Below are 17,922 nucleotides of genomic sequence, written 5' to 3'. Positions count from 1 at the left end.
TGCCCCCTAGTGATCATGGCTCGCGCCGGACTTTTCGATGTCCGCGCGGATGAGGAAGGCGCCCTTGACGACATAGGTCTCACCGGGGTCAAGCCCGCCCAAAACCTCGGTCCATTCCGGTGTCTTTCGGCCCACCTTAATCATGCGGACTTCATAAACATTGCCGACCTTAGCGTAGACCACCGGCATGTCGCGGAAGGTCTGGATGGCTTCGGTACGCACCGCCAGAGGCACGCCCTGCTCGCCCGTAAAGAAGCTGCCTTCGATGCCAAGACCTGAGCGGAACACCCCGTCGCCACCCGGCAAATGGACATGGGCCATGACGGTCTGGGTGGCTTCGTTGACGCTGGGCAAGATGGCCTCGACCTCAGCCATGAGTATATGAGACCGGTCCAGTGCGCGCACCTCAACCTTCTGCCCCACCCGCACCTTTTCGGCATCGCGCGGAAACAGGAAGAACTCGGCATGAAGCGCGTTGGGGTCGGCAATGACATAGAGCGGGGCGTCATAGGCCACGCCGCCGACATTGGCGTTCTTCTCAATGACGACACCTGAAATGGGGGCCGGAATGGCGTAGATTTGCAGGCTTTCGCTCGATTCAACGCGGGCAATGACCTGGCCTTTACGCACGCTTTGGCCCAGTTCCACAGTCATGGCCATGATCCGACCGGGATACCAGGCGCGCACTTCGCTTCGGCCTTCGGGCTTGGTCTCCACGCGTCCGGACAGATCGATCCGGTCAATCAGCGTGGCGGGTCCGGCCTGTTCCAGCGTAACCCCGGCGGTCGTGGCCGCTTCGGGGCTAATGGTCGTGCGCCCCTCATAGGACGCGTAAGCCCAAGCGTAAGCCTTGTCGCGATAACGGGCGTCAATGCGCACATCAAAGGAATGAGGCTCCTCAACCACGCCCTGCCCGCGCAGATAATCCTCTTGCGGCTGGAAGGTAAAACTATCGACCTTACCGCCCAGTCGGGTGAGACGGGTCATGACGGTAACGGCGTTTGGCGCCACGGGCTTATCCTGCCAATAGGGATAAAAGCGGAATTCCGGCTCAACACCACTTTCGTAGATGGTCACTTCCAGCGAAAAATCGCCAGTGCGCAGCAGGCGACCATTGTGCGGCCCGCGCTCAAAGTCGTCTTCGCCCCCGTCAGCGTGACCATGATCATCTTCGGGTTTTGACTTACCGCAGGCGACAAGCCCTATGGCGGACAGACTGGCCGCACCCAGCAGCCAGAAGCGGCGGGATTGATTGAGATTATATGTCATTGGGCAGCCTCCACGTCAGGCAGCAGGGCCAGCCACTTGCCGCTCAGACGATCGCGATTAATTTGTTCGATATGAAATTGTTTCAGAACCTCAAGGCGGCGGGCCTTGGCGGCCATCAGGGTTTGTTGAGTCCCGATCACGTCGCGATAGGTAAAGCCGCCACGCACAAAGCCTTCCCGTACCTGCCTCAGTGCGGTTTCAGCCTGCGGGATGACCTCAGTCTCGATGCGTTGGGCTTCGTGCGCCAGATCGGTCATGCGCAGGGTGGCGGCGGTAATGTCGCGCTGACGATAGCGCTCGGCCACTTCGATGTCAGCCGATGCCGCCTCAGAGTCCGCGCGGGCCCGATCGATATGGCCCCGATAGGCGTCATTGCGATTTAACGGAATAGACCCGCCTATGATAAATGCGACGGCGCCATCACCCTGAAAATGGCGGATACCGGCCGAGACGGTCGGGTCCTGAACCCGGCGCGTCGTCTCCACCTTAAGCTGAGCCGCAGACAGCCGCTGACGCGCCCGCAAGACCTCGATGTCCGGCGTTTCCATCAGGGCGGGCTCAGAGATCACCGGGGTGCCTTCAAGCCATTTGGCCTCAAGTTCAAACTCCGCCGCCCCGCCCCACAGGGCCGCCAGTTGGGTTTTAAGCTGGCGCACCTTAGCCGCCGCCTGATCATGGGCAATCCGGGCGGTCGCCACCTCAGTCTCAGCCAGAGAGCCGGCAAACAACGGATCGCGCGCCGCCGTAACCCGTCTGCGAATTTCGGCCTGCGACTGTTCAGCCAGCTTCAACCGCTGACCGGCAAGCTCCGTTTCAGCCTCAGCCACCACCGCCTCAACCCACAGTCTTTGCGCGGCGGTCATCGCTTCCCAGGTTCGGACACGGCCTTCGGCGCGCGCCAGATCGTTTTGCGCCGAGGCGGCCCCGATGCGGGCCTCACGCTTGGATTTACGCTCTAAGGGTTGCTGATAGCTGAGCGTGGTTTCGGCCTGACTGAGGCCACTATAGGGCCCGGAGCCCAGCACATTTTCGGCCTCAAGCCCGACACTGGGGTTTGGCCGTACACCGGCCTGACGAATACCCGCCTCGGTCGCCGCCAGTCGTTTTTGTGTGGCCATCGCCGCCGGATCAGCCTGAGCCGCCCGCGACATAGCCACAGATAAGGGAAGAATTTCGGCCTGTGCCACCGCACTCAGGCAAAGGCCCGCGCACAGGACCGCAGGCAGGGTCAGTCCGGCCACGCGGCCAGACGCCCTCAGGACACCGAACCGGTGCCACTTGGAAAATATCATGATGAAAAGCTTTCGCGAAGGTCTGAAATGATGCGCTTAATCGGCGCATGACGTTACAGGAACGGTTCAGACTCGCGGCGGCTGGTCCGGCATATGGGGGATATGTCCGGCGGGGACAGCCATAGCCGCAGGGATCAGATCGGCGACCGTGGCCAATATGGTTTGTGGTATTTCACTACGTCGCTCAAGCGGGGGCGTTGGCACATCGCTGCTGTGGTGGTGATGCAGATCAAAGCCGTCATGGATATGTTCCGGCGGCTCCACATGGCTGTGGCAGTCATCCGCAGCGCAGGTTTCAACCCAGCCGCCATCGGCCAGCTTCACATCACCACTGGCCGCATGGCGGATATCCAGGGTGGCATTCTGCATCGACACAAAGCCCGCATTCAGAACCGCAGCCATGCACAGTAAAGTACACAGCGCCACGACACGTTTTGAGAAGGTGCGTAAGCTCTGGATCATTGGTGTTAGCCTTAGCCTGTTTCGGCCTACGAATGAAGCTGTTATCTTATCCGCTATTTCAACCCGTCCGGCAGTAGCGTCTGCGGCACATTCTGATAGCTGACCGGCCGCAGGAACCGTCGGATGGCGCTGGTGCCGACCGAGGTTGAGCGGCTGTCGGACGTGGCCGGAAACGGGCCGCCGTGCACCATAGCTGGACTGACCTCAACCCCGGTCGGCCAGCCATTGACCACCAGCCGCCCGACCTTAAGCTCCAGCACCTCCATAACTGTGCGCGCCATTTCCGTGTCGCCAGGCTCCAGATGCAGGGTGCCGACCAGATGCCCTTCAAGGCTTTCGGTCACCTGCATCATCTCATCCACGTTATCGCAGCGGACAATGATCGATGAGGCGCCAAACACTTCGTGGCTCAGCGCCGGGTCATTCAGAAACGCTTTGGCAGTGGTCGAGAATATTGCCCCCGGCGTGCAGTTGATCTTGCCGGTTTCGATGCCGCGGGCCTCTAGCACGACATCGGCGTGTTCGGCAAAGGCCGCGAGCCCGTTGGCATAGTTGGCGTGGATACCTGCCGTCAGCATGGGCATGGCCTTGACCTGGCCAAGCGTCGCCGAGGCCGAAGCTACAAAGCGATCCAGCGCCGGACTTTGCAGGGCAATGACGATACCCGGATTGGTACAAAGCTGTCCGCCGGATACAGTCAGCGACGCGACATAGTCCTCACCCATCTGTTCTGCCCGCGCCTCAAGCGCTGCGGGTAGCAGATAGACCGGATTGACGCTGCTCATTTCGGCGTAGACCGGGATCGGCTCAGGCCGCGCCGCCGCCAGCCCCACCAGAGCCATGCCGCCTCCGCGTGAGCCCGTAAAGCCGACCGCCTTGATGCGCGGATGCTTCACCAGCGCCACACCGGCATCAATCCCGCCGGTCAGTAGCGAAAACACCCCTTCGGGCAGGTTAAGCTCGGCCACAGCCGCCTGAATGGCGCGACCAACCATCTCACTGGTGCCGGGGTGAGCGGGATGGCCCTTGACGATCACCGGACACCCAGCCGCCAGCGCCGAGGCCGTATCCCCACCGGCCACCGAAAAGGCCAGCGGGAAATTGCTGGAGCCAAACACCGCCACCGGCCCCAGCGCCACCTGACGCAGGCGCAGATCGGGCTTTGGGAACGGCAGCCGCTCAGGCCGCGCCGGATCAATCGTGTAGTCGAGGAACTGTTCTTCGCGCACGACATGGGCGAAGAACCGAAGCTGAAACACCGTCCGGTCGCGCTCCAGCACCACCCGTACTTTGGGAATGGCGGTTTCCAGATGAACCCGATCGATAAGCTCATCACCCAGAGCGACCAATTTTTGCGCGATCAACAGCAAAAACTGTGAACGTACATCCGGCGAAGTCCGCCTAAAAACTCCAAACGCCTGCCAGGCCAGTTCGGCGGCCTGATCGACATCCGCCGAACTGGTCTCAACAAACCTTGGTTCCAGCACCTCACCCGTGGCGGAATTGACCGCCCACGGCTGGCGCTCAGGCCGAGCTATGGTGCGGGCGCCGATCAGAAGATCGCCAGTCAGTGGGGTGGTCATGATCATCTCCGGCACTGCGGTATTATTAAGCGCCTAACATGGCCCTGCGCCTTAAAGCAATCAAGATGGCCACATATCCCCCTTGACGGTTTTATAGAAAATACGGCATAGGAAACCTACTCATCGAGACCAGCCGAGGGACAGGCCCATTGACGCTGGGGCAACCGCTTTTCCATTCGTGGGATCGCATGGTGCCAACTCCTGCGAAGATTTATCTTCGACAGATGAGAGGAAGACGCCACGCGCCGTCTGCGGCAGAGCTGTCTTATCTTCTCACCCGTCATGATAATTTTCTGGTCGCGATTGAGCCCGTTTTGCTTGATGCCCATATGGATGACATGACCGCGACTTTGGACCACTTGCCCGACCTGACCGGCGTTGATGTGACAGCACCGATCCCTGCCGATTTTCGGCTCGCCAGCGGACAAAAGCTGATGCAAAGCCATGCCATCGGCCGTGTCTATGGCCCGGCCAGCGCACCTATGGTCGTGGCGATCGGCGGCATTTCAGCCAGCCGTGTCCTGTTCCAAAAAGAAGACTCGACCGACACCGCCCCCGGCTGGTGGGAAGGGGTTGCGGGGCCTAATCAGGCGCTGGATCTTAATCACTGGCGGGTCTTAAGCATCGACTTTGCCCCGTCCCTGCCCGCCGATCAGGTCTATACCATTTCCACCCACGATCAGGCGCGGCTGGTGAAACTGCTGCTCGATCAGTTGGGCGTGAATGAAGTGCATGACTTTATCGGCGCATCTTACGGCGCCATGATTGGGCTTGCCTTTGCCGAGCTGTATCCGGATGTCGTCAAGCGTTTGTGCGTGATCTCTGCGGCTCATCGCGCCCACCCGATGGCCACCGCCATGCGCGGGCTGCAACGACGCATACTGATGTTCGGGAAACAAACCGGCCATGAACGCGACGCCATATCCCTGGCGCGGCAACTGGCCATGACCACCTACCGCTCTGAGCAGGAATTTCTGGAACGCTTTGATGGCGTAGCCCCCGATGTCGCTGGTGAAAACTATACCGTCTGCAACTACCTGCGGGCGCGCGGCGATGCCTATACGGCGTCGGATGTGAACCGCTGGGTGTCTTTGTCGGATTCGCTCGATCGCCACCGCGTTGACCCAAAGAACATCAAGGCAAAGGTATTCCTTGCCGCCGTGCCGACCGACCGCCTGGTGCCCTATGCCGACATGGTGGCTTTGTATGAAAGCCTGTCGGACAGCGTGTTCATTGAATTGCCATCCCTCTATGGCCACGATGCGTTCCTTAAAGAGATCGCGCGCGTGTCCGATATCGTCAAACACTCACTTGAAGACTGATTATCATGTCGAAAAAAGATTATCTCAAAGACGCCAAGCTTTCGACCCGCGTCATCAATATCGGCATCGATACGGATACGGCTCACGGCGCGGTCATGCCGCCGATCTACCTGTCGTCGAACTACACGTTTGAAGGCTTTGGGAAGAAGCGCACCTTTGACTATGCCCGCTCCGGCAACCCGACACGCGAAGTCGTGTCTGAGGTCATTGCCGAACTCGAAGGCGGCATTGGCGCGGTCATGACGGCGTCCGGTATGGCGGCGATTGACCTGCTGTGGCAGCCGCTTGAGAAAGGCAACAACCGCGTGGTCGCCCCCCATGATTGCTACGGCGGCACCCAGCGTCAGTTGAATGCCCGCGCTAAACAAGGTTTGATTGACCTCGTCTATGTCGATCAGGGCGATGACGCGGCGGTGCTTAAGGCCCTGTCGCAGCCGACGGCCATGTTGCTGATTGAAACCCCGTCCAATCCGCTGATGCGCGTCGTTGACCTGCAAAAGCTGATTGATCTCGGCCATAAAGCGGGGGCCAAGGTCGCGGTTGACAACACCTTTCTTTCGCCCGCCCTGCAAAACCCGATCAAGTTCGGCGCAGACTTTGTGGTTCATTCGACCACCAAATATATCAATGGCCATTCGGACGTGATCGGCGGGGCGCTGGTTTGCACGACCGCAGAAGACCTGACGCTTTACCGCTGGTGGGCCAATTGCGTCGGCTCGACCGCGCCCGCGTTCGATTCGTATCTGACCTTACGCGGCGTGCGCACCCTGTTTGTGCGCATCAAACAGCAGCAGCAGTCGGCGCAGGCCGTGGCCGAATATCTGGAAAGCCATCCGGTGGTATCAAAGGTCTTTTATCCCGGCCTGAAATCCCACCCGCAGCACGATCTGGCCGCCCGTCAGCAGGCCGGATTTGGCGCGATGATGAGCTTTGAGCTTAAGGGCGGGCTGGACGCCGTCAAAGCCGTTCTGGATGTGGTTGATCTGTTTTCACTGGCCGAATCTCTGGGCGGGGTCGAAAGCCTGATCGTCCATCCGGCCTCCATGACCCACGCCGCCATGTCACCAGAAGCGCAAGCTACGGCTGGTATCACCGGCGGCCTACTGCGCCTGTCGATCGGCCTCGAAGATGCCGACGACCTGATCAAGGCACTGGCGCGGGCGTTGTCGGTGGTCTAGGTAAGCATTGCCCGTTTTTATTGCCCGTGTTAGCATTTCAGAAAAATGGGGGGACTTTCAATGCGGTATATTCGGTTGTTTGGTCTTTTAGCCGGGCTGGCTTTGATCGGCGCATGCTCAAAACCCGCCGAAGGCGCCTATGAAGATGCAGCCATATCCACTCATATGGTTGACCTGTCCGAAGAGCCGGTAAAGAAGAGTACCGCCGTTCCGGGTCAGGAACTTGCCCTCCCGCAACTGGCCTATGAATATACTTATACGATGGAAGCCCCTTTGCGCGGTCTTGATACCCTGATCGCCAGCCATCAGAGCTTGTGTGATCAGGCGGGCCCGCAAAACTGCCTGATGATCACATCCAATTCATACGGCAACAAGGCTTCGGGACAAAAGAGCCAAACTATGGCTTTGCGCGTATCTACCCAATGGCTGAAAACCTTTCAGGCCGGACTTGAGGGCGACCTCAAGAAGTCCCGTGGCCAGTTGACCTCACAAAACATCAACAGCGAAGACCTGAGCCTGCAAATTGTCGATTCCGAAGCGCGCCTTAAGAACAAGACCGCATTGCGTGACCGGCTGATCGACATCATCAAATCAAAACCTGGAAAGATTGCCGATCTTATCGAAGCAGAGACCACACTGGCTAATGTGCAGGCCGAGATTGACAGCCTGCAATCCTCATTAGCGGTTATGCGCAAACGTGTGGCCACGGTACGGCTGACACTGGAATACCGCTCAGAGACATTGGCCACTCCCGGTTCAGCCTTTTCTCCGGTCGTGGACTCTTTGACAGACTTCACCCGTGTGGCCATGAGCAGTCTGGGCGCAATAATTCTGGTGATCGCCGCTCTGCTACCGTTTGGTTTGATCGTTGTACCGCTCGGCTGGTTTGGTTGGAGGCTATGGCGCAAGCGTAAAGCAAAGTCCAAGCCCACAGCCGGTTAAACCGGCTGGATTAACACTTCCGTTCTCTGGGTGGTGATCGCACGCCCGCGCAGTTTCACGCGGTCACCGGCCAGTTCGCACCTAAGATCGCCACCGCGACGCGGATAGGCCTGATGGAACTCAATCACAGTCTTACCCGTCAGGCCCGCATAGAGCGGCATGAGGGCGCAGTGCATCGACCCCGTCGTCGGGTCTTCGGCAATGCCAAAGCCGGGGGCAAAGAACCGGCTGATGACATCATAGGGGCTGCCTTCATCCGCAAACGCCGTCACCACCACATGGGCGGCATCAAACAGAGTGCAGGCTTGCGGATAGCCTATCTCACCGGCATTGAATTTCAGATCGCGCACGGCGGCCTCTGAGGCCAGTTGCAGGATCAGCATCGGCCCGCCAAAGGTCGCCACCGCCGTCTGACCGATCACCGCTTCAATCTCAGGCACGGACGCGATGGCCTGCACCGGATAGGCCGGAAAGTCCATTTCAAGCTGGCCGCCCATACGACGCACGCTCAACCGGCCCGCATGAAGCGTATCGAAATACACAACCTCGGCCTCCAGCCCCAGCTCAGTAAAAAGGGCATGGGCCGCCGCCAGAGTGGCATGGCCGCACAGATTGACCTCGACCGCCGGGGTGAACCAGCGCAGGCCAAACACATTGACCTCAGCCGTTCTGACCATATAGGCGGTTTCGGCCTGATTATTTTCCATGGCCAGACGGCTCATGAAATCGTCGGACGGCCACGCATCGAACGGCTCGACCACCGCCGCCGGATTGCCCATAAACGGCGCGCGCGCAAAGGCGTCGATCAGAAATTGTCGCATGTAAGACTTTCAGCAAATAAAAAGGCCGGGATTACCCCGGCCTGTCACGTCAATGATGTTGATCACATCAGGCGATAATGTCCGGGCGGATTTTGTCTTCGATCTCGGTAATCTGATCGCGCAGGGCCAGTTTTTTGCGCTTTAAGCGGGCAATCAGAATCTGATCCGGCAAGGGCATGGATTCGAGCGCGCTGATCGATTCGTCCAAATCCTTATGCTCCATCCGCAGATGCGCCACCTGTCCGCGCATCTTGACGGTTTCGACGCTGATCGGCAATTCGCGTACGGTCGGATCGAGGTCGTCCTTCTGGTAATCCAGAACGTCCTCGGCAATATCATCGAAATTTTCAGCATCGACATCGCGACGGCCAAAGACACGGCGCTCAATATCGGCTCCGCCTTCGCCCGCACCGGTTTTCACGAGGGTGAGGCCCTGGGTCGGAAACAGCGATCTTATATTGCTCTGATCGTCATGCATGTAAACATCCGCTCCTTAGATCACGTCCCGATCTGAAGTCTTTCGGCCCCAAAGTATTCAGGACATTAAGACGCAGGAGTATACTCTAAAAATCCGCCGTCCGAAAGAGTGCCAATCAGACTAATCAACTGAGGTCGCGGCACTTTTGGCCCCCATGCTTTTGACACCATCGCCACATTATCCGTGCACAGAGCGGTAAGATTTTGTTTCGTCTCAGAAAAATCAACAATGGACAACGCTTCCAGTGCCGCCATCAGCTCGCGTTCACTGCTCAGTTCCACCGATTTTACCTGCGCGCGAATACGCTCACGGGCCACATCATCTATGTCTGACAAAGGTTTTTTGAGTTTGTTGCGAAGTATTCGCAGCGGCTTAATCACAGCCTCGCTCCATGACCGTGCCATATCGACCCCCTCTTCGGCAGTATCGGCGCTAAGTTTGCCGCCATTTGTGCCCGCCCAGATCGCCCATAGCAAAAGCGGCACGCACTGATCATGATCGTCCTGTAGGCCAAGGCACTGCGCCGCCACCCCGTCTGTCCCGTACGCCTTAACCGCCCAATCCCAGAAGCTAGTCATGGTTTAGCGATACGTCCTCGCCCCACTTTTTAAACGGTGCCTCCAGCCCGAATAGATCCAGCACCCGCCCGATATTCTGTTCCACCATCTCATCCAGGGACTGCGGGCGGGTATAAAAGGCCGGCATGGGTGGGGCGATGATCGCGCCCATCTCCGTCACCGCCGCCATCGAGCGCAGATGGCCCAGATGCAGCGGGGTTTCGCGCACCATCAAAACCAGCCGGCGCCGTTCTTTCAGTGTCACATCGGCGGCCCGGCTGATCAGGGATGAGGTCACCCCGGTCGTGATTTCGCTGAGGGTCTTAACGGAACAGGGCGCCACCAGCATGCCCAATGTGCGGAACGATCCCGATGCAATCGAAGCCCCGATATCGGCGGGTTTATAGACCACATCGGCCCTGGCATGCAGATCAGACAAGGTAATGTCCAGTTCCGCCGACAAACTCAGCGCCGCCGCTTTCGAGACGATAAGGTGGCTCTCAATCTTAAGCGCGCGCACGGCCTCCAGCGCCTTAAGGCCATATATAGCCCCGGATGCGCCGGAAATGGCGATGATCAAACGCGGTGTGTCAGGCATGTGGATACTCATGATTCATATTTTATAAACTAATAATCTCTCAGTTCCGTGATCAATTGTAATCCATTGTGATTCTACATGCAGCCATTTCGGGTGTTCCCTAAGCAGGTTCGGACATGGGGTTCGGACCGGTATAGACAAAGAGGACCCTGCAATATGACCATAGCAGCCAGAGTACGCGAGTTGGATCAGCGTCACCAATCCCTCAAGCATACGATTGAACGCGAAGCGAAAAATCCGTCCGTGGACTCTCTATACCTTAAGGAGCTGAAGCGCAAAAAACTTAAGCTCAAAGAAGAAATCGAACGCATCAGAGATGTTATGCGACAGGGCGATGGCATGAAGGTGCTGCAATAACCCCGTAAAATATCATTGATGTGGAAAAAACGCCGGAGAGTGATCTCCGGCGTTTTTGTTTATTTACCCCACGTCTTACTTGATAACGATTTCAAATGGCCCGGCCGGAAGGCCTGCGCGGTCATAGAGCGTACAGGTCGGGCTATCGGCCCAGCAATAGCGCACATATTGGGCGGTGGCCGCATTGAGCGCTTTCAGGGTGACACTATTGCCGCTCAGTTGGGCAGCGGCATAGGTGCACGGCCCGCGGTTGCTATCACACAGTTCAAAACTGATCGGCTTATCGGTCGAATAGGAAATCAGCCCGCCGTCGATATCGGTAAAGGTCACCGTCACCATGTCGCCTGCGCGTGTGGCCGACTGTGGCTGCGGCCCCGACGGCGCGATGTTTTCCTTATAGATCAAGGCCCGCGCCCCCCGCGCCAGCCGTTTGCCGACCGTGTTTTTATCAAGCGGGTGGATATCGTTCGGGTCACCGATATCAATCGTAACGGCCAGAGCAGCATTACCGTCACGCGCCACGGCCAGCCGCTGCTGATCCTGCAAACGCGCCCAGCCAGACTCGACCGGCTGCGTCGGACGCGCCCCGTAATTGGCCAGTTGCACGATCAGGAACGACAAATCCGGCCCGAACTGGCCGCGCCAGTCTTTCATCATACCGCCCAGAAGCCTGGCATAGCTATCCGCCTCGCCGGCATTGGATTCACCCTGATACCACAGCGCCCCTTTCAGGCCATACGGCCCGATTGGCGCGATCATGGCGTTATAGAGCGTCATCAACCCACCCGTGGCATCCCAGGGTGCGCGTGGCGGCTGAGGTACAGTTTTCGCCACACGCTGGAACCGCCAGTCGGTCAGCGCGACGGTCGTGCCATCGGCGAAGCTCAGATTACGCGGCCCGTCGCCATAGACACCGCCCGCCCCCCAGGTATCGACCGCATTGATGACGATGGTGTTGTCACCGGCCTTAAGCGCACCCGTCGGCAGTTTATAAACGCGCGGCGTCCCCGCCCCCGATGTGTAGCCTGCCGGTTTGCCATTGACCCAGGTTTGATCGATTTCATCGATCGTGCCGAGATTTAAGGTAGTCGCCCCTTTGGCCTGTGCCGCCGTCAGTTTCACCGTCGCGGCATACCATAGACCACCATTATAGGCGGTAAATTCGCCAAGCCCCCACTGCTCCCAGTTCTTTGAAATGTCGGGCACCTTATCCCACGACGCAAGGGATTTGGCCGTGACTGCCCACGGCTTACCCTCACCAACATTGGCCGCCCACCAGGTCTCAAACCCCGCGCCCCAGCGGGTTGTGCCTGCGGACGCATCCCTGGCATAGAACGTTATCAGATCCAGTTGGTCATTATAGCCGCCATTGTCCCGCAGAGCCTTTTCACTCATCCATGGACGGATATTCGATCCGCCCCACGACGCATTAATCAGGCCGACCGGCACATTAATGGTGCGCTTGAGTTCGCGGGCATAGTAATAGCACACCGCCGACCAGTTCGGCACGGTCTCCGGCGACGCCACCTGCCAGTGGACGGGCGAAAGGAACTTATCGGACGGCGTCAGGCTTTGGGTCTTGGCCACCGTCATCATACGAATGGCGTCATCCTTGGACGTAGCAATCGCCCCCTGAGATCCTATCGTGCCTTGAACATTCCATTCCATGTTAGACTGGCCCGAACACAGGAACACGTCACCAAACACCATGTCACGGGCGGTTTGCTTTGCACCGGAAGCGGTCACGACCTCCAGCGTGTACGGCCCACCCGCCGGTGTCGCCGGAAAGCTGCCGCGCCACTGACCTTTCGCATCCGCCCTGGCCGTCAGGGTCTGCGCCCCCAGCTTGACGGTCACCGCCTCATTCGGGGCCGCCTGCCCCCAGATCGGCACGGCGCGATCACGTTGCAGCACCGCATGATCCTGAAACATCTCGGCCAAAAGCGGCGGGTTTGACGGGGTTTGCGCACCCGCGGGCAAACTCATCAGCACGGCACAAAGCGTGCCTGCGATCGCAGCGAACTTCATGTGAATCTTCCCTGAATTATTATTTATGTTAGCGCTAAAGTTAACGCGTGCCCCTGCAACGGACAACCCGCCCCGGCCATTATATTTTCAGGATTTATCACACAAAAAAGGCCTCCACGCGGGAGGCCTTTGATGACGTTTATGTTTAAGGATTAATCCTCGTCGTCCTCATCGTGAACGGGACGCGACGGTGCCGAACCGAACACGTCTTCGACGCTGAGGTCAGGGCGGCTGTTGTAGGTATCTTCTTCCTCATCCGGAATGATAGCGGCTGCCGGTTTCAGCGACGGATCGTCGAGCGGGATACCCAGCTTTTCGGCCTGCTTGATCTTGACGGCGGCAGCCTTGCGCACGGCGGCGTCAAGTTCAATCTGCGACACGAGGCCGAGCGTCACCGGATCGACCGGCTTGATATTGGTCGAATTCCAGTGCGTATTGTTGCGCACCTGCTCGATGGTCGATTTGGTGGTGCCGAGCAGCTTAGAAATCTGGGCGTCGGTCACTTCGGGGTGGTGGCGCACGAACCACTTGATGGCGTCCGGGCGATCCTGACGACGCGACACCGGTGTATAGCGCGGGGCTTTTTTGGCGGGCTTCAACAATTCCGCGTGACGGCTGACCAGCGCCTTCATGCGGTAGGACGGCGTGCTTACGGCCTTATCCAGCTCTTCGCGGGTCAACTGACCATTGGCAATCGGGTCGGCGCCGCGGATATCGCGAGCGACTTCGCCATCGGCAATGCCCTTGACTTCAAGGAAGTGCAGGCCACAGAAATCGGCGATCTGCTCGAACGAGAGCGAGGTATTGTCGACCAGCCACACAGCGGTCGCTTTTGGCATCAAAATATCAGACATAGATGCATCTTTCCTGAGCGGGGAATGTCGGCTCTCATCATGAAAACCGCCATTCAGAAACGGCTACGCCCGGCCTTTTCGGCCGGGCGCGGGTTGTTGCCACCATCTATAAAGCGGTTTTGCGTCAATGGGAACACCCCAAACGCAATTTCTTAAACTGGCTAAATCAGCTTTTTAGCTGCATCTAAACCGGCCTGTGCCTTTGAGGCATCTGGTGCGCCGCCTTGCGCGAAGTCAGGTTTTCCGCCTGCCCCCTGACCGCCCATAGCGATAACAGACGCTTTAGCCAAGTCCACAGCGTTGTAGGTGCCTATTAGATCAGTAGTAATAGCAACAGTGTTAGCAGCTTTACCATCAATAGTTCCAACCAATATGACGATACCGCTCCCAATCGACTTTTTAAAATCCTCAGCCAGTGGCCGCAAATCCTTGCCCCCGACCCCGTCAAGCACCCGAGCAATAACCTTGATGCCATTGATCTCTTCGGGGCCAGACGCGGCCCCACCGCCACCGACCGCTAAAGCGCGCTTGGCGTCAGACAGCTCTTTCTCAAGGCGTTTACGATCAGCGATCAGGGCCTCAACGCGGGCGGAGACCTGCGCCACCGGCACCTTGAATTGATCGGCTAATCCCTTGGCGATACCCGCTTGTTCCAGCAGGTACTGCCGCGCCGCCTCACCGGTCACCGCTTCGATCCGGCGAATACCGGCGGCAATGCCGGTTTCAGACACGATCTTGAACAGGGCAATATCGCCGGTGCGCGCCACATGGGTGCCACCGCACAGTTCGACCGAATAACCGCCCTCGCCTGCCAACTTGGTGCCGAGCGACAGGACGCGCACTTCATCGCCGTATTTTTCACCGAACAGGGCGACCGCCCCTTCTTCGATGGCGGCTTCGGGTGACATCATCTTGGTCGCCGCCGCCTGATTTTGCAGGATGACCGCATTGACTTCGGATTCGATGCGCTCGATCTCTTCGGCCGTGACCGGACCACCGTGGCTGAAGTCAAAACGCAGGCGCTCAGCGTCGACCAACTGGCCTTTTTGCGCCACATGCGGCCCCAGCACGTTTCTCAGCGCAGCATGCAGCAAGTGCGCCGCCGAGTGGTTGGCGCGCGTGGTTTTGCGCTTTGCCGGATCGACCTGAAGTTCAGCCTTATCGCCAACTTTCAGAACACCCTCAATGATTTCAATGCGATGAACGATCAGATCACCGGCTTGTTTTTGGGTATCGAGCACGCGGCCATGACCGTGGATGAAATCGACCACGCCGGTGTCCCCGGCCTGCCCGCCGCCTTCGGGGTAAAAGGAGGTTTTCTCAAACACAACCTCAACCGTATCGCCAGCATGGGCGGATTCGATGCCCTCACCGTCATGGACGATAAATTGGGCATGGGCCTGGGCATTAAGGTGGTCGTAGCCAACAAATTCAGAGGCCCCGATCTGGTCCTTGATCGAGAACCATTCGGCCGCCACTGCTTTTTCACCGGAGCCGGTCCAGTGTTCGCGCGCACGGGTGCGCTGCGCTTCCATGGCGATCTCGAACGCGGCCGTATCGACCGTCAGTCCCTTGGCACGCACGGCGTCCTGGGTCAGATCGAGCGGGAAACCATAGGTGTCGTAAAGCTTGAACGCCGTATCACCCGACAAAACATCGCCGTCATTCAGGTTTTCAGTGGCTTCGTCGAGCAGGGTCATGCCGCGGCCCAGGGTGCGGCGGAAGCGTTCTTCCTCCTGACGCAGGGTTTCGACAATGGTGGCTTCGGCGCGTTTCAGCTCACCATAATGGCCGCCCATTTCCTGCACCAGCACCGGCGCCAAACGCGGCATCAACGGCTCATTAGCGCCCAGCAGATAAGCGTGGCGCATGGCGCGGCGCATGATCCGGCGCAAAACATAGCCGCGACCTTCGTTAGACGGGGTCACCCCATCGGCAATCAGGAATGCGGTTGAACGCAAATGGTCAGCGATAACCCGGTGCGACGGCAAAGCGTCGCCTTCGGCCTTGACGCCGGTCAGGTCAACGCTGGCCCCAATCAGGGCCTGGAAAAGGTCGATGTCATAGTTGTTATGCACGCCTTGCAAAACCGCCGCGACCCGCTCTAAGCCCATGCCGGTGTCGATTGAGGGCTTCGGCAGGTTCAGGCGCGTGCCGTCGGCCTGCTGGTCGAACTGCATGAACACAAGGTTCCAGATTTCGACAAAGCGGTCCCCGTCTTCTTCGGGTGAGCCCGGAGGGCCGCCCCAGATGTGCTCACCGTGGTCGTAGAATATTTCCGTGCACGGACCGCACGGGCCAGTATCGCCCATGCTCCAAAAATTGTCCGAACCGGCGATGCGGATAATGCGCGATTCCGGCAGGCCAGCGATTTTCTGCCACAGACCAAACGCCTCATCATCGTCAATATAGACGGTGGCCAGCAGACGGTCTTTGTTCAGGCCGTAATCCTTGGTGATCAGGTTCCAGGCATGTTCAATCGCCTGTTCCTTAAAGTAATCGCCAAAGGAGAAATTGCCCAGCATTTCAAAAAAGGTGTGGTGACGCGCGGTATAGCCTACATTATCGAGGTCGTTATGCTTGCCGCCCGCCCGGACAACCTTTTGCGAGGTCGTGGCACGTTTGTAGGGGCGGGTTTCGGCACCGGTGAAGACGTTTTTGAACTGCACCATGCCCGCATTGGTGAACATCAGAGTCGGGTCATTTTGCGGCACAAGTGAGGAAGATGACACCACCTCATGGTCGTTGCGGGCAAAGTAGTCCAGAAAGGTCTTACGAATGTCGTTTAATGAGGGCATGGATAAGACGGAATAACCGCTCCGCGTTCATGAGGATTACAAAATTCAGGCGTATATAAAGGGCTTATGCCTGAGCGCAAAGGGGTTTGCGCGATATTTGAAGTTTACGTGAGAAATTTACAAAAAAGCCGCCCTTGGTCAGAGCGGCTTTTAAGACGGTTAGAGGGTGGGATCGGGTTGGTTTAGGGATTCGTCCCCGCGCCCTAACCGAATGCCTTACAGCGACTCATCGCCCTCATTAGCGTCCGGTTCAGGAGTGCCCAGCAGATCTTCGGACAGTTTTTCCGTCTTTTTGCGGACACCCATCTCGATTTCATTCGCCATGGCCGGATTGGCTTTCAGGAATTCACGGGCATTTTCGCGCCCCTGACCAATACGGGTCGAATTATAGGAGAACCACGACCCGGATTTCTCAACGATGCCGGCCTTGACGCCCATATCGATGATTTCGCCCAGCTTGGAGATACCTTCGCCGTAAAGGATATCAAATTCGACTTCGCGGAACGGAGGGGCGACCTTGTTCTTGACGACCTTGACCTTGACATTGTTGCCGATGATTTCGTCGCGGACCTTGATCTTACCGATGCTGCGGATATCCAGACGCACCGAAGCATAGAATTTCAGCGCATTACCGCCGGTCGTCGTTTCGGGCGAACCATACATGACGCCGATTTTCATGCGGATCTGGTTGATAAAGAGCACGATGCATTTTGATTTAGAGATCGAGCCGGTCAGCTTACGCAGAGCCTGCGACATCAGACGCGCCTGAAGGCCGGGCAGGCTGTCACCCATATCGCCTTCGATTTCGGCGCGCGGTGTCAAAGCCGCCACCGAATCGATCACAACGATATCAACGGCACCTGAGCGCACCAGCGTATCGGTGATTTCCAGCGCCTGCTCACCATTATCGGGCTGCGACACCAAAAGCTCATCCAGATTCACACCCAGCTTTTGGGCATAGGCGGGATCAAGGGCGTGTTCGGCATCCACAAACGCCGCCGTACCGCCAGCTTTTTGAATTTCAGCAACCGTATGCAGAGCCAGCGTCGTCTTACCCGACGATTCTGGCCCATAAATTTCAATCACGCGGCCCTTCGGCAAGCCGCCGATACCGAGCGCGATGTCGAGGCCCAGTGAGCCGGTGGATATAGACTCCACTTCGGCAAATTTGCCCGACGCGCCCAGTTTCATCACTGAGCCCTTACCAAAGGCGCGATCAATTTGCGCCAGCGCCGATTCCAGGGCGCGTTGTTTTTCTGCTTCGTCTTTTCCCACGAGTTTCAATACCGCTTGCGACATACCAATCCCTTCCCTATGTCACGATTCCCATTCAGGGCTGCCCTAAATCTCGAAATCTTTGCGACACCCAATTCGTACCCCATT

General features: G+C 58.1%; 16 protein-coding genes and 1 riboswitch. Of the genes, 4 read left to right on the top strand and 12 right to left on the bottom strand.

Annotation, left to right across the window (positions count from 1 at the left end; translation table 11 throughout):
• Nucleotides 1-6 precede the first annotated feature (6 nt).
• From IE102_RS10250 to IE102_RS10235, 4 genes are all read right to left on the bottom strand, one after another.
• On the bottom strand, nt 7-1,269 hold the full coding sequence (locus tag IE102_RS10250; protein WP_189486395.1) for an efflux RND transporter periplasmic adaptor subunit: 1,263 nt from the start codon (nt 1,267-1,269) through the stop codon (nt 7-9).
• Nucleotides 1,266-2,561: a TolC family protein gene (locus IE102_RS10245; RefSeq protein ID WP_189486394.1), complete on the bottom strand. Its 1,296-nt coding sequence runs from the start codon at nt 2,559-2,561 to the stop codon at nt 1,266-1,268. The genes IE102_RS10250 and IE102_RS10245 overlap by 4 nt, the downstream gene beginning before the upstream one ends.
• A 66-nt stretch (nt 2,562-2,627) precedes the next feature.
• The gene (locus tag IE102_RS10240; RefSeq protein WP_189486393.1) at nt 2,628-3,023 is read right to left on the bottom strand and encodes a hypothetical protein; all 396 of its coding nucleotides are present in this window, start codon (nt 3,021-3,023) and stop codon (nt 2,628-2,630) included.
• Between the two features lie 53 nt (nt 3,024-3,076).
• The gene (locus IE102_RS10235; protein WP_229807692.1) at nt 3,077-4,606 is read right to left on the bottom strand and encodes an aldehyde dehydrogenase (NADP(+)); all 1,530 of its coding nucleotides are present in this window, start codon (nt 4,604-4,606) and stop codon (nt 3,077-3,079) included.
• A 117-nt stretch (nt 4,607-4,723) separates the two neighbouring features.
• Nucleotides 4,724-4,837: riboswitch (SAM riboswitch) on the top strand.
• Here IE102_RS10235 and metX point away from each other — a divergent pair.
• From metX to IE102_RS10220, 3 genes are all read left to right on the top strand, one after another.
• Nucleotides 4,831-5,928: a homoserine O-succinyltransferase MetX gene (gene metX / locus IE102_RS10230; RefSeq protein WP_229807691.1), complete on the top strand. Its 1,098-nt coding sequence runs from the start codon at nt 4,831-4,833 to the stop codon at nt 5,926-5,928. It overlaps the preceding riboswitch by 7 nt.
• Before the next feature lie 5 nt (nt 5,929-5,933).
• On the top strand, nt 5,934-7,106 hold the full coding sequence (gene metB, locus IE102_RS10225; RefSeq protein ID WP_189486391.1) for a cystathionine gamma-synthase: 1,173 nt from the start codon (nt 5,934-5,936) through the stop codon (nt 7,104-7,106).
• A gap of 60 nt (nt 7,107-7,166) precedes the next feature.
• Nucleotides 7,167-8,048, top strand: a complete 882-nt coding sequence (locus IE102_RS10220) for a DUF4349 domain-containing protein (protein ID WP_189486390.1) — start codon at nt 7,167-7,169, stop codon at nt 8,046-8,048.
• Here IE102_RS10220 and IE102_RS10215 read toward each other — a convergent pair.
• The 4 genes from IE102_RS10215 to IE102_RS10200 form a co-directional block, all read right to left on the bottom strand.
• Entirely contained in the window at nt 8,045-8,869 is an 825-nt protein-coding gene (locus tag IE102_RS10215; RefSeq protein WP_189486389.1) for a PhzF family phenazine biosynthesis protein, read from the bottom strand. The two genes, IE102_RS10220 and IE102_RS10215, sit on opposite strands and share 4 nt — an antisense overlap.
• Before the next feature lie 67 nt (nt 8,870-8,936).
• Nucleotides 8,937-9,347 carry a YdcH family protein gene (locus tag IE102_RS18030; protein ID WP_189486388.1) on the bottom strand — a complete coding sequence of 137 codons (411 nt, stop codon included), beginning with the start codon at nt 9,345-9,347 and terminating at the stop codon, nt 8,937-8,939.
• Nucleotides 9,348-9,412: 65 nt separating this feature from the next.
• The gene (locus IE102_RS10205) at nt 9,413-9,925 is read right to left on the bottom strand and encodes a TIGR02444 family protein (protein WP_189486387.1); all 513 of its coding nucleotides are present in this window, start codon (nt 9,923-9,925) and stop codon (nt 9,413-9,415) included.
• On the bottom strand, nt 9,918-10,502 hold the full coding sequence (locus IE102_RS10200; protein WP_189486386.1) for a UbiX family flavin prenyltransferase: 585 nt from the start codon (nt 10,500-10,502) through the stop codon (nt 9,918-9,920). Before IE102_RS10200 ends, IE102_RS10205 begins: the two co-directional genes overlap by 8 nt.
• A 156-nt stretch (nt 10,503-10,658) precedes the next feature.
• On the opposite strand from IE102_RS10200, the gene IE102_RS10195 reads away from it, so the two are divergent.
• Nucleotides 10,659-10,859: a DUF465 domain-containing protein gene (locus IE102_RS10195; protein ID WP_189486385.1), complete on the top strand. Its 201-nt coding sequence runs from the start codon at nt 10,659-10,661 to the stop codon at nt 10,857-10,859.
• A gap of 75 nt (nt 10,860-10,934) precedes the next feature.
• Here the strand turns inward: IE102_RS10195 and IE102_RS10190 are convergent, their stop codons facing one another.
• From IE102_RS10190 to recA, 4 genes are all read right to left on the bottom strand, one after another.
• Nucleotides 10,935-12,887, bottom strand: coding sequence for a sialate O-acetylesterase (locus tag IE102_RS10190; protein WP_189486384.1), 1,953 nt, complete (start codon nt 12,885-12,887; stop codon nt 10,935-10,937).
• 152 nt (nt 12,888-13,039) lie between these two features.
• Nucleotides 13,040-13,741, bottom strand: coding sequence for a DUF1013 domain-containing protein (locus tag IE102_RS10185; protein ID WP_189486383.1), 702 nt, complete (start codon nt 13,739-13,741; stop codon nt 13,040-13,042).
• Between the two features lie 161 nt (nt 13,742-13,902).
• Nucleotides 13,903-16,539: an alanine--tRNA ligase gene (gene alaS / locus IE102_RS10180; RefSeq protein WP_189486382.1), complete on the bottom strand. Its 2,637-nt coding sequence runs from the start codon at nt 16,537-16,539 to the stop codon at nt 13,903-13,905.
• A gap of 216 nt (nt 16,540-16,755) precedes the next feature.
• Nucleotides 16,756-17,838, bottom strand: a complete 1,083-nt coding sequence (gene recA / locus IE102_RS10175) for a recombinase RecA (RefSeq protein WP_189486381.1) — start codon at nt 17,836-17,838, stop codon at nt 16,756-16,758.
• Between the last annotated feature and the right edge of the window lie 84 nt (nt 17,839-17,922).

This window comes from Asticcacaulis endophyticus (genome assembly GCF_014652575.1).
Taxonomy (GTDB): Bacteria; Pseudomonadota; Alphaproteobacteria; order Caulobacterales; family Caulobacteraceae; genus Asticcacaulis; species Asticcacaulis endophyticus.
Note: the sequence above shows the minus strand (reverse complement) of the source record. Positions and strands in the feature narration are given on the sequence as shown.

Coding starts and splice junctions, on each gene's coding strand:
- IE102_RS10200 (WP_189486386.1), bottom strand. CDS start 10,502: ATGCCTGACACACCGCGTTTGATCATCGCCATTTCCGGCGCATCCGGG.
- IE102_RS10220 (WP_189486390.1), top strand. CDS start 7,167: ATGCGGTATATTCGGTTGTTTGGTCTTTTAGCCGGGCTGGCTTTGATC.
- IE102_RS10245 (WP_189486394.1), bottom strand. CDS start 2,561: ATGATATTTTCCAAGTGGCACCGGTTCGGTGTCCTGAGGGCGTCTGGC.
- IE102_RS10185 (WP_189486383.1), bottom strand. CDS start 13,741: ATGTCTGATATTTTGATGCCAAAAGCGACCGCTGTGTGGCTGGTCGAC.
- IE102_RS10240 (WP_189486393.1), bottom strand. CDS start 3,023: ATGATCCAGAGCTTACGCACCTTCTCAAAACGTGTCGTGGCGCTGTGT.
- metB (WP_189486391.1), top strand. CDS start 5,934: ATGTCGAAAAAAGATTATCTCAAAGACGCCAAGCTTTCGACCCGCGTC.
- IE102_RS18030 (WP_189486388.1), bottom strand. CDS start 9,347: ATGCATGACGATCAGAGCAATATAAGATCGCTGTTTCCGACCCAGGGC.
- alaS (WP_189486382.1), bottom strand. CDS start 16,539: ATGCCCTCATTAAACGACATTCGTAAGACCTTTCTGGACTACTTTGCC.
- IE102_RS10215 (WP_189486389.1), bottom strand. CDS start 8,869: ATGCGACAATTTCTGATCGACGCCTTTGCGCGCGCGCCGTTTATGGGC.
- IE102_RS10235 (WP_229807692.1), bottom strand. CDS start 4,606: ATGACCACCCCACTGACTGGCGATCTTCTGATCGGCGCCCGCACCATA.
- IE102_RS10195 (WP_189486385.1), top strand. CDS start 10,659: ATGACCATAGCAGCCAGAGTACGCGAGTTGGATCAGCGTCACCAATCC.
- metX (WP_229807691.1), top strand. CDS start 4,831: ATGAGAGGAAGACGCCACGCGCCGTCTGCGGCAGAGCTGTCTTATCTT.
- IE102_RS10205 (WP_189486387.1), bottom strand. CDS start 9,925: ATGACTAGCTTCTGGGATTGGGCGGTTAAGGCGTACGGGACAGACGGG.
- IE102_RS10250 (WP_189486395.1), bottom strand. CDS start 1,269: ATGACATATAATCTCAATCAATCCCGCCGCTTCTGGCTGCTGGGTGCG.
- IE102_RS10190 (WP_189486384.1), bottom strand. CDS start 12,887: ATGAAGTTCGCTGCGATCGCAGGCACGCTTTGTGCCGTGCTGATGAGT.
- recA (WP_189486381.1), bottom strand. CDS start 17,838: ATGTCGCAAGCGGTATTGAAACTCGTGGGAAAAGACGAAGCAGAAAAA.